This window comes from Caballeronia novacaledonica, from assembly GCF_900258035.1.
GTDB classification, from domain to species: domain Bacteria; phylum Pseudomonadota; class Gammaproteobacteria; order Burkholderiales; family Burkholderiaceae; genus Caballeronia; species Caballeronia novacaledonica.
In genome coordinates this window covers 208748-224164 of record NZ_OGTP01000009.1, presented here as the reverse complement: position 1 = coordinate 224164, position 15417 = coordinate 208748, and the positions used below count along the sequence as shown (strand labels likewise).

The following is a 15417-nucleotide window of genomic DNA, read 5'->3' as shown; positions in this document are numbered from 1 at the left end:
CGATCAGATAAGTGAGGTGGTCGGCAAGCATCGCACCAGAAAGTTAACAGCCCGGCGCTCCGTTTACAACCACTTCTCGCCCCCACAAACAAAAATGCCGTTCAGCGCTAACTGAACGGCATTACCGGCATGCCGGGGTTTTCTCATTGCGCGTGCGAACCTCGCGGCATCACGCCGGAAACACGCCCGTCGACAGATAACGATCGCCGCGATCGCAAACGACGAACACGATCGTCGCGTTTTCCACCTGACGCGCGATGCGCAGCGCAACCTCGCACGCGCCACCGGACGAGATGCCCGCGAAGATGCCTTCGACCGATGCGAGGCGTCGCGCCATCGCTTCGGACGCCGCCTGACTCACGTTCTCCACGCGATCGACGCGGCTGCGATCGAAGATCTTCGGCAGATACGCTTCCGGCCACTTGCGGATGCCCGGAATGCGCGAGCCCTCTTCCGGCTGCGCCCCGATGATCTCGATCTTCTGGTTCTGTTCTTTCAGATACTTCGACACGCCCATGATTGTCCCGGTCGTTCCCATCGACGAGACGAAGTGCGTGATGCGGCCTTCGGTCTGACGCCACAGTTCGGGGCCGGTGGCTTCGTAATGCGCGAGCGGGTTGTCGGGATTGGCGAACTGATCGAGGATGATGCCCTTGCCGTCGCGTTGCATCTGGTCGGCGAGATCGCGCGCGTATTCCATGCCGCCCGTCACCGGCGTCAGCACGATTTCCGCGCCGTACGCGGCCATGCTCTGACGGCGCTCGATCGACAAATCTTCCGGCATGAGCAGGACCATCTTGTAGCCGCGCATCGCGGCGGCCATCGCGAGCGCGATGCCGGTGTTGCCGCTCGTCGCTTCGATCAGCGTGTCGCCCGGCTTGATGCGGCCGCGCTCTTCAGCTTTCCTGATCATCGACAACGCCGGGCGATCCTTCACCGATCCCGCCGGATTGTTGCCTTCGAGCTTGCCCAGCACGACGTTGTTGCGGCTGCGGATTTCATCGTCCACGACGCGGACGAGCTGCACGAGCGGCGTGTTGCCGATCGTGTCTTCGATAGTCATGTAAGCCATATGCGGAAGCAGTCGATCCCCACGCACGACTCGTCCGCCGCAGGGATTTTGATATAGGGATTCGTCGATTGTAGCCCACTGGTCCCGTCGACGCCGGTGCGCCCCTGATGCGTGAATGGGCGCGCGTCTTCCGCACATGCAAAAACCCCGCGGGGAGGCCGTCCGCGGGGAGCCCAAAAACATCGGAAGGCTGAAGGAGACCGGTGAAGAGCGCCTTCGCGTCTTCCGCTATTTCTTCACGACGACCGGCTTCGACGGCGTGGACGCCGAAACCGGCGTTACGCCCGCCGAGTTGGCGGCGCCGGGCGGCGCGACGTTACCCGAGGTTGCGGCGGCCGTCTTCGAAGCGGCGCCGATGGTCAGCCCCTCCGCCTCGAGGCGCTGAACCGTCTTGCCGCCCATACCCTTCACGCGCGTGCCGAGATCGCTGGCGTCCTTGAACGGGCCGTGCGCCTGACGTTCGTCCAGGATGGCTTTCGCCTTCGCCGGACCGATGCCCTTGATGCCGCGCAGCGCGTCGGAATTGGCGGTGTTGACGTCGACGGCCGCCCACGCGCTGCCGATGGAAAAGATGAGCGCGAACGCGGCGATCGACGAGAGAGCTTGCTTGAACATGACTGAGTCTCCGAGAAGAACCGGCCGGCACCAGCGCCAGCCGTGAGACCCAGTGTAGAGAGAGTCGAGACGCGTTTATAGCTGGCCGAATAGCCAACGCACGTAGCGATCGACGCCTTCCTGAACCGTCAGAAACGAAGCGTCGTAGCCCGCTGCGCGCAGGCGCGACGAGTCGGCCTGCGTGAAGCACTGATACTTGCCGCGCAGCGCGTCGGGGAACGGAACGTACTCGACGAGCCCGCGCTGCACCAGTTCCGCGAGCGACAGCGAGGCTTCGCCGTTCATCGCGCGCAACGAGTTCACGACCGTCGACGCGATATCGTTGAACGGCTGGGCGCGTCCGGTGCCGAGATTGAAGATGCCCGACTTTTCCGGATGATCGAAGAAGAACAGGTTCACCTTCACCACGTCTTCGACCGAGACGAAGTCGCGCGTCTGCTCGCCGGCCGCGTAGCCGTTGTATTCGCCGAAGAGCTTGACCTTGCCTTCCGAACGGAACTGGTTGAAGTTGTGGAACGCAACCGACGCCATGCGGCCCTTGTGCGTCTCGCGCGGGCCGTACACGTTGAAGTAGCGAAAGCCGGCGATCTGGCTCGACGCCTTCGGCAGCACCTGACGCACGATCTGGTCGAAGAGAAACTTCGAGTATCCGTAGACGTTGAGCGGCTTCTCGACTTCGCGATCCTCGACAAAGCGGCTCGACCCGCCGTAAGTCGCCGCCGACGACGCATACAGGAACTGCGCGCCCTGCGCGAGGCACGCGTCCATGACGTCGCGGCTGTAGCGGAAGTTGTTGTCCATCATGTAGCGGCCGTCGGTTTCCATCGTGTCCGAACAGGCGCCTTCATGGAACACCGCGCGCACGCGGCCGAAATCGCCGCGCCGGAAGCGCTCGATGAACTCGGTTTTATCGAGGTAATCGTCGATCTCGCAATCGACGAGATTCTTGAACTTGTCGGCGCGCGTGAGATTGTCGACCGCGATCACGCGGTGCTCGCCGCGTTCGTTGAGCGCCTTGACGATATTGCTGCCGATGAAGCCGGCCGCACCGGTAACGATGATGGTCATGGGCGAAGTATCAGATAAGGTCAGGCGAAGAGTTCGTTGTAGTCGACGGTCGCCGTGCCGAGCTTGCCCACGACGATGCCCGCCGCGCGGTTCGCATACACGATCGAGTCGACGAGCGGCACACCCGCGCCCAGCATGGTCGCGACCGTTGCGATGACGGTGTCGCCCGCACCCGAGACATCATACACTTCGCGTGCTTCGGCCGACGTGTGCAGCACCTGGCTCTCCGTGAAGAGCGTCATGCCTTCCTCGGAGCGCGTGAGCAGGAGCGCGGAGAGTTCGAGTTCGGCGCGCAGCTTCGTCACGCGTTCCAGCAGATCTTCCTCGGACTTCCATTGGCCGATCACTTCGCGCAGTTCCGCGCGGTTCGGCGTGATGAGCGTCGCGCCGCGATAACGGTCCCAGTCGTCGCCCTTCGGATCGACGAGCACCGGCTTGCCCGCGCGTTTCGCGTCGGCGATCATCTGCGTGACGTGCGTCAGGCCGCCCTTCGCGTAATCGGACATGAGGATCACGTCGTGCTGCGGAAGGAGTTCCGCGAAGCGTTCGAGACACGCGCGCAGCACTTCGTGATTCGGCGTGTTTTCGAAATCGACGCGCAGCAGTTGCTGCTGGCGCGACAGCACGCGCAGCTTGATCGTCGTGAGGAGTTCGGGGTCGCGTTCGAGGTGTCCCGCGACCTTGCTTTCGCCGAGCAGTTCGACGATGCGCTCGCCCGGCTCGTCATGACCGACCACGCAGAGCAGACCCGCCTGCGCGCCGAGCGCCGCCGCGTTGCGCGCGACGTTTGCAGCGCCGCCAAGGCGGTCTTCCTTCTTCTGCACGTGCACGACCGGAACGGGCGCTTCGGGCGAGATGCGGTTGACGTCGCCGAACCAGTAGCGGTCGAGCATCACGTCACCGACCACCAGCACGCGCGCCGCTGAAATGCGCGCGCGCGGCACGACGGGGATTTCGGTTTTAGTTGCTGTCGTTGCGGTCGAGTTCGACATGGGGACGTCCTATTGCAAAGTAGTCGATGCCCATTTCGGCCATCGCTTCCGGTTCATACAAATTGCGGCCATCGAAGATCACCGGCGTCTTCAAGGCGCTCTTCAAGTGCCAGAAATCCGGGCTCTTGAACTCTTTCCATTCGGTCACGATGACGAGCGCATCCGCGCCCGTCAGCGCATCCTGTTGAGTCTTCACGAACTGCAGGCGCTTCAGGTCTTCGGCGCGATCGACGAGATCGAGCGCGAACACGCGTTCCGCCTCGTCGCGCGCGACGGGATCATAGCCGCGCACGGTTGCGCCGCGCTGCAGCAGCGCCTCGATGATGCGCCGGCTCGACGCCTCGCGCATGTCGTCGGTATTGGGCTTGAATGCGAGGCCCCACACGGCGAACGTGCGCCCGCGCAGGTCTTCGCCCATGCGCTTCACGATCTTGTTGACGAGCACGTCCTTCTGATCGCGATTCACGGCTTCGACCGCTTCGAGCACGCGCAGCGTGTGGCCGTTTTCACGCGCCGTCTGCGCGAGCGCCTGCACGTCCTTCGGGAAGCACGAGCCGCCGTAACCGCAGCCCGCATACAGGAAGTGATAGCCGATGCGCGGGTCCGAGCCGATGCCGCGCCGCACCGATTCGATATCGGCGCCCACGGTGTCCGCGAGATTCGACAGATCGTTCATGAACGAGATGCGCGTCGCGAGCATCGCATTGGCGGCGTATTTGGTGAATTCCGCCGAGCGCACGTCCATGTACAGCGTGCGCTCGTGATTGCGGTTGAACGGCGCGTAGAGGCGCTTCATCTTCTCGCGCGCGAGATTGCCGGCGTCGTCGTCGTCGATGCCGATCACGATGCGATCGGGGCGCATGAAGTCGTCGACCGCCGCGCCTTCCTTCAGGAACTCCGGATTCGACACGACCGAGAAGCCATGCGTACCCGATTCGAGCCCGCGCGCCTTCAGTTCTTCGTCGATGACCTTCTTCACCTGCAGCGCCGTGCCGACCGGCACCGTCGATTTATCGACGATCACCTTGAAGCCGTTCGAATATTTGCCGATGTTACGCGCCGCCGCGAGCACGTACTGCAGGTCGGCGGAGCCGTCTTCGTCGGGCGGCGTGCCGACGGCGATGAACTGGATGTCGCCATGCTCGACGCTCGCCTTCACGTCGGTTGAAAACTGGATGCGGCCGGCCGCGCGCGTGCGCCTCAGCATTTCCTGAAGGCCCGGCTCGTGAATCGGCACGCCGCCATTGTTGAGAATTTCGATCTTGCGCGGATCGACATCGACGCAAAACACGTCATTGCCGATTTCGGCAAGACACGCGCCGGTCACAAGACCGACGTAACCCGTGCCGACGATGGTTACTTTCATACGGTTTCCGGTGGTTTTTGAAATGCCGGTGGCGGAAGCGGCGCGCTCATGCGCCGCCTGCTGTGATGCTTGCTGCGCGCGTGCTCAGGCCGAGTTCGCGATCGGCTCGACGCGACGGGGCGCATACGTCTCCCAGCCGCTGCAGCCGGGGCATTGCCAATAGAATAATCGTGCGCGGAAGCCACAAGTTTGACACGTATAACGCGGCAAATTCTTTGTGCGCTGTTTCACCAGATTACGCATCAGTTCGAGCTCGCCGCGACGCGGTTCGTCGGCCGTCGCTTCCTGTGCTTCGAGCAGGCGCGCCATGCCCGCGAGATTCGGCGCGCTCTGCATCTGCTTGCGAGCGAGCGCGTGCGCCGCTTCGAGGCCGCGCAACTCCTGCACGTGCTTGTACGCGACATCGAGCAAATCGTTCGACGGATAACGCGTCGCATAGTCGATCAGCAAATCGACGCCCTCTTCCTTGCGCCCGAGCGCGGCGTACGCCTTCATCAGCTTCTCGGCGACGAGCGGCAGATACGCTTCGTTCTGTTCCTCGACACGCTCCCAGTTCGAGATCGCGGCGTCGACGTTGCCCGCTGCGGCTTCGACATCGCCGGCGAGGATCGTCGCGCGCACGTTGTCCGGGTTCGATGCCAGCGCGAGCTTCAGTTCGGCACGCGCACCATCGGGATTCTTGCGCTGCAAGGCTTCTTGCGCCAGCTCGCAATGGAAATGCGCAATTTCCATATGCAGCGACGGCGCGCCCATCTTCTCGATCTGCTCGGCCGTCGTAATCGACTTCGGCCAGTCCTTTTCGATCTCGTAGATGGTCAGCAGCGCGCGCTGCGCGCCGAGCGAATATTCGCCCGCGTTCAGCGACTTGAACGTTTCTTCGGCGCGATCGAGCAGTCCCGCCTTCAGAAAGTCCTGCCCGAGTTCGTATAACGCGTGATCGCGTTCGGCGACGGGCAAATCGGCGCGGCTCAGGAGATTCTGATGCACGCGGATCGCGCGATCGGTTTCGCCACGGCGGCGGAACAGATTGCCGAGCGCGAAGTGCAGTTCGATCGTTTCGGGATCGAGCTTGGCGACTTCGATGAACGCGTCGATCGCCTTGTCGTGTTGTTCGTTGAGAAGAAAATTGAGGCCGCGAAAGTACGAACGCGGCAGGTTCGCATTCTCGGACAGCAGCGTTTTCAGGTCATAGCGGGACGCCATCCAGCCGAGCGCGAACGCGACGGGAATGACGAGCAGCCACCAGAAGTCTAGATCCATGCGATTAGTCGTTGAATGTTAGGTGTCTGCTTGCGCGTCGCGTCAGATGAGCGGCGGCATGGGCGGCTCTTCCTTGACCACCGGCGTTTCGCGCGCGACACGCAGTTCGCGCTTGAGCCGCCCGTTTTCCATGCGCAGACGCACCATGCCCGGCACCGCCGACACGAGCCCCGCCAGCAATCCCACGACGAAAAACGCGAGGCCGATCAGGATCAGCGGCGCGGTCCAGGCGTAGCCTGCGAGGAAGTTCAGCGTCGCCGACTGAGTATTGGCGAGCGCCAGCACCAGCAACAACACGAATACCAGAACGCGGATCAGCCAGACAATGAATTTCATGTAGGGTCTCGCAAGAGCGGTTGCACCAGTCGGCCCCGCCTTTGTGGCCGGGCCTGCGCGGTTGAACACCCAGGTCAAAGTGACCGGTATTGTAAGCGATGCGTCCGGGCACGGGCGGCAGCCCGCGCGTCGCACGAACTTTTAGCAAACAATGCACCCGTCGCATTGCATCGTCGATGCAGAAATGCCGCGCATAAAAAAAGCACCCCGAAGGGTGCTTTCCTGGTCGATTGCCTCGTGGACGGACGCCGCGAACCGAAAATCCGGATGGATCATCAGTCAGGATGCGCGCCGATCAGAGATCGTCCGCATCGTCGTCATTCGACGCCTTCAAAGGCTCGCCTGCGCGGCCATCGACGCGTTCGCGCAATTCCTTGCCCGGCTTGAAGTGCGGCACGAATTTCTCCGGTACCAGCACCTTCTCACCCGACTTGGGATTGCGCCCGACGCGTGACGGACGACGATTGAGCCCGAAGCTGCCGAAGCCGCGAATCTCGATGCGGTGACCGTTGGCCAGAGCCTCCGACATCGCATCGAGCATCGTCTTCACCGCGAAATCCGCATCCTTGAGGACAAGTTGCGGAAATCGCGACGCCAACTGGGCGACCAATTCCGATTTGGTCATTCTGCAGCTGTGCCGTTAAGGGCTTAGCTGTTCTGGCCGTCGAGCTTGGCCTTGAGCAGCGCGCCGAGGTTGGTCGTGCCGGTCGCGGCGGCGTTCGAGTCGCCCTGCAGGCTGCGCATGGCTTCCTGCTGTTCGGCCGAATCCTTCGCCTTGATCGACAGGTTGATGCCACGCGACTTGCGATCGATGTTGATGATCATCGCGTTGACCTTGTCGCCTTCCTTCAGCACGTTGCGCGCATCTTCCACGCGGTCTTGCGCGATTTCCGAAGCACGCAGATAGCCTTCGACTTCGCCGGACAGCGTGACGACCGCACCCTTCGGATCGACCGACTTCACGACGCCGTCGACGATTGCGCCCTTGTCGTTGATCGCGACGAAGTTGCTGAACGGATCGCCTTCGAGCTGCTTGATGCCGAGCGAAATGCGTTCCTTCTCGACGTCGATGCCCAGAACCACGGCTTCGACTTCGTCGCCCTTCTTGTACTTGCGGACGGCTTCTTCGCCGGTTTCCGACCACGACAGATCCGACAGGTGAACCAGACCGTCGATGCCGCCAGGCAGACCGATGAACACGCCGAAGTCGGTGATCGACTTGATGGCGCCGCTGATCTTGTCGCCCTTCTTGAAGTTGCGGCTGAAGTCATCCCACGGATTCGGCTTGCACTGCTTCATGCCGAGCGAGATACGGCGGCGGTCTTCGTCGATTTCGAGAACCATGACTTCGACTTCGTCACCGAGCTGAACGACCTTCGACGGCGCAACGTTCTTGTTGGTCCAGTCCATTTCCGACACGTGAACCAGGCCTTCGATGCCCGATTCCACTTCGACGAATGCGCCGTAGTCGGTGATGTTCGTGACCTTGCCGAACAGGCGCGTGCCCGACGGGTAACGGCGCGAGATGCCTTCCCACGGATCGTCGCCGAGTTGCTTGATGCCGAGCGAAACGCGGTTCTTCTCTTGGTCGAACTTGAGGATCTTGGCGGTGACTTCCTGGCCGACCGACAGCACTTCCGACGGGTGACGCACGCGACGCCATGCGATGTCGGTGATGTGCAGCAGGCCGTCGATGCCGCCGAGGTCCACGAACGCGCCGTAGTCGGTGATGTTCTTGACCACGCCTTCGACGATCGCGCCTTCCTTCAGCGTCTCGAGCAGCTTCGCGCGCTCTTCGCCTTGCGTGGCTTCGATCACGGCGCGGCGCGACAGCACCACGTTGTTACGCTTGCGGTCGAGCTTGATGACGCGGAATTCGAGGGTCTTGCCTTCGTACGGCGTCGTGTCCTTGACCGGACGCGTGTCGACGAGCGAACCCGGCAGGAACGCGCGGATGCCGTTGACCATCACGGTCATGCCGCCCTTGACCTTGCCCGTGATCGTGCCGGTCACGAGTTCGTTGTTGTCCAGCGCCTTTTCCAGCGACAGCCACGAAGCCAGACGCTTCGCCTTGTCGCGCGACAGGATGGTGTCGCCATAGCCGTTTTCCAGCGCGTCGATCGCGACGGAAACGAAGTCGCCCGCCTGCACTTCCACTTCACCCGCGTCGTTCAGGAATTCTTCGAGCGGAATATAGGCTTCGGACTTGAGACCAGCATTCACGACCACGAAGTTGTGGTCGACACGCACGACTTCGGCGGAGATCACTTCGCCAGCGCGCATGTCCTGCTTGGTCAGCGACTCTTCGAACAGAGCCGCGAAAGATTCGGTATTCGGGGTGGAGGTTTGCAGGTCGGACATAAAAATCTGAATTTGCACGGCTTTTGCGCGGTGGTTCGGGATTGAACCTGCGGGTTTGACCCAAATGCGCAACGCCATACGGGGTTAAAGGGTTTAACACACGCTCCGCATTCGACGGAGCACCTTGCTTCTTCACTACACAAACGCGTTACACGCGAATCGCGCCGTACCACCCGATGATCTGTTCGACCGCTTGATCGATCGACAAACCGGAAGTGTCCAGCGTTTTCGCATCTGCCGCGGGCTTGAGCGGCGCGGCGCTCCGGTTCATGTCCCGGTCGTCGCGTGCGCGCAAATCACGCAGCAAGTCATCCATATTAGCAGAAAAACCTTTTTGCATCAATTGCTTATACCGCCGGGCCGCGCGCGCCTCGGCGCTCGCCGTCAGAAATACCTTCAGCGTGGCGTCGGGGAAGATGACGGTGCCCATGTCGCGACCGTCGGCGACGAGGCCGGGGCGCTTGCGGAAGGCCCGCTGACGCGCGACCAGCGCCTGACGCACTTCGGGATGAACGGCGATCGCCGAGGCGCGGTTGCCGACTTCTTCCTGCCGGATTTCACCCGAGACGTCCACGCCGTCGAGCTGCGCGCAGCCTTCGCGGAAGGTGATATGGAGCGCTTCGACCAGCTTTGCAAGTCCGGGCGCGTCGTCCTTCGCCACCTCGTAGCGGATGCTCGCGAGCGCCGCGAGCCGGTAGAGCGCGCCGCTGTCGAGCAGGTGAAAGCCGAGCGTCGCCGCGACGATCGCCGCGACCGTGCCCTTGCCCGAAGCCGTCGGCCCGTCGATGGTGATCACTGGAGTGGGAGCGAATGGACGGGTCGGTTTCATCGAGTCTGGCCGGTCTGGCCCGTTATTGCGGTCATTGAATTCGAATTCATCGCGTTTCACGGTACAGCGCTCCGGTTACGCTTTCACGAGCGTCGAGAAACGCTCGAAGTAGTCCGGGAAGGTCTTGTTGACGCATTTCGGATCGTTGATGCGCACCGGCACGCCGCCGAGGCCGACGAGCGAGAAGCACATTGCCATGCGGTGATCGTCGTAGGTATCGATCGCGGCGTTCGGCGTAAGTTTTTCCGGCGGCGTGACGACGAGAAAATCCGCGCCCTCTTCCACGGTCGCGCCGACCTTGCGCAATTCCGTCGCCATTGCGGCGATGCGGTCGGTTTCCTTCACGCGCCAGCTCGCGATATTGCGCAGCGTCGTCGTGCCGCTCGCGAACAGCGCGGCCACGGCGATGGTCATCGCGGCGTCCGGGATCAGATTGAAGTCCATGTCGATGGGCGCGAGTTTGCCGTCGTCGGACTCGACGCCGCGCACTTCGATCCAGTCTTCGCCCATCATCACGTTCGCGCCCATGCGATTGAGCGCGTCCGCGAAACCGACATCGCCCTGAATGCTCGAACGCCCGACGCCTTCCACGCGCACCGGCCCGTGGCCGATCGCACCCGCCGCCAGAAAATACGACGCCGACGACGCGTCGCCTTCGACCATGATCGCGCCCGGCGACCGGTAGCCCGCGCCGGCCGGAATCGTGAAGCGCGACCAGCCGTCGCGTTCGACGGTCACGCCGAAGCGCTCCATCAAACGGATCGTGATGTCGATGTACGGCTTCGAGATGAGTTCGCCTTCGATCTCGACCGTGACGGGACCGTTGCGCCCTTCCACGACGGGCAGGCTCATCAGCAGCGCGGTGAGGAACTGGCTCGACACGTCGCCGCGCACGCGGATCGGGCGGTCGATCGCGATCTTCGCGGCGTGAATCTTGAGCGGCGGAAAGCCGTCGTTCAGTTCGTAGTCGATCGCGGCGCCGATCTGACGCAGCCCGTCGACGAGATCGCCGATCGGCCGCTCGTGCATGCGCGGCACGCCATGCACGCGATATTCGCCGCCGTTCACCGCGAGCGCCGCGGTCAGCGGCCGCACCGCCGTGCCCGCGTTGCCGAGAAACAGCTCCGCCGACTTCGACGGAAACGCGCCGCCCGTTCCGCCGACGATCACGCGCTCGCCATCCTCGCGGACAGCGACGCCGAGCGTCTTCAGCGCAGCGAGCATGACGCGCGTGTCGTCGGAATCGAGCAGATTCGTGATCGACGTTTCGCCGCTCGCGAGCGCCGCGAGCAGCAGCACGCGGTTCGAAATGCTCTTCGAGCCGGGCAAGCGCACGGTGCCGGACGCGCGGGAGAAAGGTCCGAGATCGAGATGTTCCATAGTGTTTCCTTGAGTCACAGCCTACTTCGCGGCGATGTCGTTGGACGGCCCGACGCCGCCGCGTTCCTGCCATTCCTTGCGTGCCACGCGCGAACGCGCGAACGCCGCTTCGAGCGCCGCGCCATCCGATGCGTCGATCGCCGCGCGAAACCGTGCGAGCACGGCCGTGTAATCGTCGAGTTCGGCGAGCAGCGCGGTGCGGTTCGCGAGACAGATATCGCGCCACATTTCCGGGCTCGAAGCCGCGATGCGCGTGAAATCGCGGAAACCGCCCGCCGCGAACGAAAATTTGAGATCGGCGTCGGGCGTGCCGAGAATCTGATCGACGAGCGCGAACGACAGCACGTGCGGCAAATGACTCACCGACGCGAACACGCGATCGTGCTGCGCCTCGCTCATCTGACGCACGCACGCGCCGGTCGCGCGCCACATCGACGCGATGCGCTCCACGTCGTCCGCCGCGTTGTCGGGCAACGGACACAGCACGACATTGCGATCGACGTACAGATCGGGCAACGCGGCATCGACGCCGCTCGACTCGCGTCCGGCGATCGGATGGCCCGGCACGAACTGCGCGATGCGCTCGCCCAGCGCCCGGCGCGCGGAAGCGACGACATCCGCTTTCGTGCTGCCCGCATCGGTGACGATGGTCCGCGCGTCGAGAAACGGCGCGATGCGCGCGAGCAGCGGCTCGGTCTGCGCGACGGGCGCGGCGAGCAGCACGACGTCCGCGCCCTGGAGCGCGTTTGCGAGCGCGGTGTCGTCGTCGAGCGCGGCGGCTTCGTCGATCACGCCGAGTTCGAGCGCGCGCTCGACCGACGCAGCCGAGCGCCCCACACCCACGACACGACCCGCGAGCCCCGCGCGTTCACGCAAGGCGCGCGCAAGCGATCCGCCGATCAGGCCGACGCCGAAAATAACCAGTTTGTTGAAAGAGAACGCAGCCACGGGACATCGATAAGAGTGCGTCGTCCGACGCAAGTGAAACGAACCGCCGCAACCGATTGCAGCGGCGACGAGCCAAAATCAGCGCGCCCGCGGATACGAGCCGAGAATCTTCAGGAACGCGGACTTGCGCCCCAGTTCATCCAGCGCGGCGGCCACCGCCGCATCGTCGCGATGACCTTCGATGTCGATATAGAAGTAGTACTCCCACGCGCCGGAGCGCGCCGGGCGCGACTCGAAGCGCGTCATCGAGACACCGTGCTTGGCGAGCGGCTCCAGCAGCTTGTACACCGCGCCGGACTCGTTCTCCACCGTGACGACGAGCGACGTCTGATCGTGGCCGCTGGAATCGGTCGGCTGCTTGCCGATGATCACGAAACGCGTGCGATTGTGCGGGTCGTCCTGAATCATCGAGAACACGACGCCGAGGCCGTAGTGCGTCGCGGCGCGATCGCCCGCGATGGCCGCGACCGTCGGATCGTCGACCGCCATGCGCGCAGCTTCCGCATTGCTCGACACGGCCTGCCGCTCCAGATGCGGCGCGTTCGCGCTCAGCCAGCGCTGGCACTGCGCGAGCGCCTGCGGATGCGCGCACACGCGCTTCACGCCATCGAGCGCGCCGGATGCGGTCAGCAGATTGTGATGGATCGGCAGCGCGAGCTCGCCGCCGATCAGAAGCGATGTCTGCAGCAGCAAATCCAGCGTGCGCGACACCGCGCCTTCCGCCGAATTCTCGACAGGCACGACGCCGTACTGCGCGGCGCCCGCTTCGACGGCGCGAAACACTTCGTCGATCGACGGGCATGGCACGCCACGAATCGAATGCCCGAAGTATTCGAACATCGCCTGTTCGCTGTACGTGCCGACAGGCCCCAGAAACGCCGCGCTGATGGTCTGTTCGAGCGCGCGGCTCGCGGCCATGATCTCGCGCCAGATCGACGCGATGTGCTCGTCGGCGAGCGGACCGCCGCTCATTTCCTGCAGTCGCGCGATGACCTGCATCTCGCGCTCCGGGCGAAACACCGGCGCATTGAAATGCTTCTTCACTTCGCCGACTTCCAGCGCGACGGATGCGCGCTGGTTCAGCAGCGCGATGAGTTGCGCGTCGAGCACGTCGATGCGCTCGCGCAGCGGTTTGAGTCTTGAATTGAGATCGTCGTCCATGCGGTGCTTTGTGTCTGGTATGCGGGGTTTAAGCGCTTTCGCGCTCGAATTCCTTCATGTAATCGACGAGAGCGTTGACTCCCTCGATCGGCACCGCGTTGTAGATCGATGCCCGCATGCCGCCGACGGACTTGTGGCCCTTCAGTTGCAACAGCCCGCGCGCCTTCGCGCCGGCCAGGAAATCGGTATTGCGCGATTCGTCGGCAAGGAAGAACGGCACGTTCATGCGCGACCGGTTCTGGCGCTCGACCTTGTTGACGTAAAAATCGCTGGAATCGATGGTGTCGTACAGCAGCCTGGCCTTTGCGACGTTGCGCGCCTCGATCGCTTCCAGGCCGCCCTGCTTCTTCAGCCACTTGAAGACGAGGCCCGCGATGTAGATCGCGTAAGTTGGCGGCGTGTTGTACATCGAGTTGTTCTCCGCGACGGTCTTCCACTCGAACGCGGACGGACAGATCGGCAGCGCGCGGTCGAGCAGATCTTCGCGCACGATCACGACGGTCACGCCCGCCATGCCGATGTTCTTCTGCGCGCCGCCGAAGAGCACGCCGTATTTCGCGACGTCCATCGGGCGCGAAAGGATGTGCGAAGACGCGTCGGCGACGAGCGGAATGTCGCCCAGATCGGGAATCTCGAAGGCTTCGACACCGTCGATGGTTTCGTTCGAGCACAAATGCACGTACGCCGGATCGTCCGACAGCTTCCATTCGCTGAAGGCCGGCACGCGCGTAAAGCCTGCTTCGGTCTTGCCGTTGGCCGCGAGATGCGGCGTGCCGTACTTCTGCGCTTCCTTGAACGATTTCGTCGACCATGAACCGGTCACGACGAAGTCGGCGGTCTGCTTCCTGCCGAGCAGGTTCATCGGCACGATTGCGTTTTCGCCGATGCCGCCGCCCTGCAGAAAAAGAATCCGGTGTGACGCGGGCACCTTCAGAAGTTCGCGCAGATCGGTGAGCGCCGCCTCGTGGATCGACATGAATTCCGCGCCGCGGTGGCTCATTTCCATCACGCTCATGCCGCTGCCTTGCCAGTTGAGCATTTCATCGGCGGCTTGCCTCAGCACTTCTTCTGGCATGGCGGCGGGGCCGGCGGAGAAATTGAACACGCGCATCTGGAGATCCCGGAATTCCGATTTGGCAGACGCGAACGAAGGCGGATAAAACGACGACCGCGTTTTCACGTCCAAAAAAGAAATGGCTGCTTGCGCGTCTTGCGCAAACAGCCATTATCGCACTGTCCTGAAAACCCGCCAATGCAAGGGACGGCGAGCGCCGTCCGGCAGATTTCCGTCAGGCCGACGCCGCGCTTACTTGGCGCTCGGCTTGACGCTCGCCACTTCCTGATCGGCTTGCGTGCGCGTCGCCTTGATCGCTTGCGGCATGTACTTCTGCATCAGGCCGTTCACGACATCGCGGCCAACCTGGTCCTGAACCTGGATGAACTTGCGGCCGGTCGGGCTCTTGTAGAAGTTGGTCAGATCCTTGATCTCGTCGGCCGAGTAGTACTTCGCGTACGCGTCGTACTGAGCCTGCATCGCGTCCTTGCGGAATGCATCGGTTGCGAAGACCTGGCCAGCGGAATCGACCAGCTTCGGCACTGCGTTCTTTTGCAGCGCCGGAACAGCGGCTTGCTTCTGCTTGTCGTTCAGCGTCTTGTTCTCGGACAGCGCGTCCGAAAGGATTGCCGGGACGAGTTGCTTCGATTGCATCTGCGCGCTGTTACCGATCGCACCGACCAGCTTCTGTGCGTCGATCGCGTCGAGCAGGTCCTTTATCGCGGCTTGCTTGGCCGGATCAACCGGTGCTGCTGCGGCCGCCGGTGCGGCCGACTGTGCGGGCGCCTGGTTCTGAAGCGACTGAGCCATCGCGAAAGTCGGCACGAAAGCGGCCAGCAACATCCACTGCTTGAAACGTCCTTGCATCATTTCTCCCTGTAAAAAATATCCAGTTCAGCACTGGCGGCGAGCTTTTGTCCGTTTTCCGGCGCCGGCCTTGCCTGACGCCCCGCAACGAACACATGTCGCGCAGCT

15 protein-coding genes are annotated in these 15417 nt (G+C 63.1%); all 15 read right to left on the bottom strand.

Going from position 1 to position 15417, the window contains the following annotated elements; genetic code table 11:
- Window positions 1–169: 169 nt before the first annotated feature.
- Complete coding sequence (gene cysM, locus NOV72_RS15820) at window positions 170–1072, bottom strand: cysteine synthase CysM (protein ID WP_106855532.1); 903 nt, start codon at window positions 1070–1072, stop codon at window positions 170–172.
- A gap of 228 nt (window positions 1073–1300) precedes the next feature.
- Complete coding sequence (locus NOV72_RS15815) at window positions 1301–1687, bottom strand: ComEA family DNA-binding protein (protein ID WP_106855531.1); 387 nt, start codon at window positions 1685–1687, stop codon at window positions 1301–1303.
- 75 nt (window positions 1688–1762) lie between these two features.
- Window positions 1763–2755 (bottom strand): ADP-glyceromanno-heptose 6-epimerase, encoded by a 993-nt coding sequence (gene rfaD / locus NOV72_RS15810; RefSeq protein ID WP_106855530.1) that lies wholly within the window; start codon window positions 2753–2755, stop codon window positions 1763–1765.
- Between the two features lie 20 nt (window positions 2756–2775).
- Window positions 2776–3747, bottom strand: coding sequence for a D-glycero-beta-D-manno-heptose-7-phosphate kinase (gene rfaE1 / locus NOV72_RS15805; RefSeq protein WP_106855529.1), 972 nt, complete (start codon window positions 3745–3747; stop codon window positions 2776–2778).
- Complete coding sequence (locus tag NOV72_RS15800) at window positions 3716–5113, bottom strand: UDP-glucose dehydrogenase family protein (RefSeq protein WP_106855528.1); 1398 nt, start codon at window positions 5111–5113, stop codon at window positions 3716–3718. The genes rfaE1 and NOV72_RS15800 overlap by 32 nt, the downstream gene beginning before the upstream one ends.
- Window positions 5114–5197: 84 nt before the next feature.
- Window positions 5198–6373, bottom strand: coding sequence for a lipopolysaccharide assembly protein LapB (gene lapB, locus NOV72_RS15795; RefSeq protein WP_106855527.1), 1176 nt, complete (start codon window positions 6371–6373; stop codon window positions 5198–5200).
- 42 nt (window positions 6374–6415) lie between these two features.
- Window positions 6416–6709: a LapA family protein gene (locus NOV72_RS15790; protein WP_106855526.1), complete on the bottom strand. Its 294-nt coding sequence runs from the start codon at window positions 6707–6709 to the stop codon at window positions 6416–6418.
- A 295-nt stretch (window positions 6710–7004) separates the two neighbouring features.
- On the bottom strand, window positions 7005–7334 hold the full coding sequence (locus NOV72_RS15785; RefSeq protein ID WP_008342376.1) for an integration host factor subunit beta: 330 nt from the start codon (window positions 7332–7334) through the stop codon (window positions 7005–7007).
- Between the two features lie 23 nt (window positions 7335–7357).
- Entirely contained in the window at window positions 7358–9088 is a 1731-nt protein-coding gene (rpsA, locus tag NOV72_RS15780) for a 30S ribosomal protein S1 (protein ID WP_181291061.1), read from the bottom strand.
- A gap of 130 nt (window positions 9089–9218) precedes the next feature.
- Window positions 9219–9899, bottom strand: coding sequence for a (d)CMP kinase (gene cmk / locus NOV72_RS15775; RefSeq protein WP_106855525.1), 681 nt, complete (start codon window positions 9897–9899; stop codon window positions 9219–9221).
- 75 nt (window positions 9900–9974) lie between these two features.
- Entirely contained in the window at window positions 9975–11279 is a 1305-nt protein-coding gene (aroA, locus tag NOV72_RS15770; protein WP_106855524.1) for a 3-phosphoshikimate 1-carboxyvinyltransferase, read from the bottom strand.
- 21 nt (window positions 11280–11300) lie between these two features.
- A complete protein-coding gene (locus tag NOV72_RS15765; RefSeq protein WP_106855523.1) occupies window positions 11301–12227 on the bottom strand; it encodes a prephenate dehydrogenase in 927 nt (308 codons plus the stop codon).
- Between the two features lie 78 nt (window positions 12228–12305).
- Entirely contained in the window at window positions 12306–13388 is a 1083-nt protein-coding gene (gene pheA / locus NOV72_RS15760; RefSeq protein ID WP_106855522.1) for a prephenate dehydratase, read from the bottom strand.
- Between the two features lie 28 nt (window positions 13389–13416).
- Window positions 13417–14499, bottom strand: coding sequence for a 3-phosphoserine/phosphohydroxythreonine transaminase (gene serC, locus NOV72_RS15755; RefSeq protein WP_106855549.1), 1083 nt, complete (start codon window positions 14497–14499; stop codon window positions 13417–13419).
- 195 nt (window positions 14500–14694) lie between these two features.
- The gene (locus NOV72_RS15750; protein ID WP_106855548.1) at window positions 14695–15309 is read right to left on the bottom strand and encodes a DUF2059 domain-containing protein; all 615 of its coding nucleotides are present in this window, start codon (window positions 15307–15309) and stop codon (window positions 14695–14697) included.
- Window positions 15310–15417: the final 108 nt, after the last annotated feature.

Excerpts from the sequence above, each read along its gene's own strand:
- cysM (WP_106855532.1), bottom strand. The coding sequence starts at position 1,072 with ATGGCTTACATGACTATCGAAGACACGATCGGCAACACGCCGCTCGTG.
- NOV72_RS15815 (WP_106855531.1), bottom strand. The coding sequence starts at position 1,687 with ATGTTCAAGCAAGCTCTCTCGTCGATCGCCGCGTTCGCGCTCATCTTT.
- rfaD (WP_106855530.1), bottom strand. The coding sequence starts at position 2,755 with ATGACCATCATCGTTACCGGTGCGGCCGGCTTCATCGGCAGCAATATC.
- rfaE1 (WP_106855529.1), bottom strand. The coding sequence starts at position 3,747 with ATGTCGAACTCGACCGCAACGACAGCAACTAAAACCGAAATCCCCGTC.
- NOV72_RS15800 (WP_106855528.1), bottom strand. The coding sequence starts at position 5,113 with ATGAAAGTAACCATCGTCGGCACGGGTTACGTCGGTCTTGTGACCGGC.
- lapB (WP_106855527.1), bottom strand. The coding sequence starts at position 6,373 with ATGGATCTAGACTTCTGGTGGCTGCTCGTCATTCCCGTCGCGTTCGCG.
- NOV72_RS15790 (WP_106855526.1), bottom strand. The coding sequence starts at position 6,709 with ATGAAATTCATTGTCTGGCTGATCCGCGTTCTGGTATTCGTGTTGTTG.
- NOV72_RS15785 (WP_008342376.1), bottom strand. The coding sequence starts at position 7,334 with ATGACCAAATCGGAATTGGTCGCCCAGTTGGCGTCGCGATTTCCGCAA.
- cmk (WP_106855525.1), bottom strand. The coding sequence starts at position 9,899 with ATGAAACCGACCCGTCCATTCGCTCCCACTCCAGTGATCACCATCGAC.
- aroA (WP_106855524.1), bottom strand. The coding sequence starts at position 11,279 with ATGGAACATCTCGATCTCGGACCTTTCTCCCGCGCGTCCGGCACCGTG.
- pheA (WP_106855522.1), bottom strand. The coding sequence starts at position 13,388 with ATGGACGACGATCTCAATTCAAGACTCAAACCGCTGCGCGAGCGCATC.
- serC (WP_106855549.1), bottom strand. The coding sequence starts at position 14,499 with ATGCGCGTGTTCAATTTCTCCGCCGGCCCCGCCGCCATGCCAGAAGAA.
- NOV72_RS15750 (WP_106855548.1), bottom strand. The coding sequence starts at position 15,309 with ATGCAAGGACGTTTCAAGCAGTGGATGTTGCTGGCCGCTTTCGTGCCG.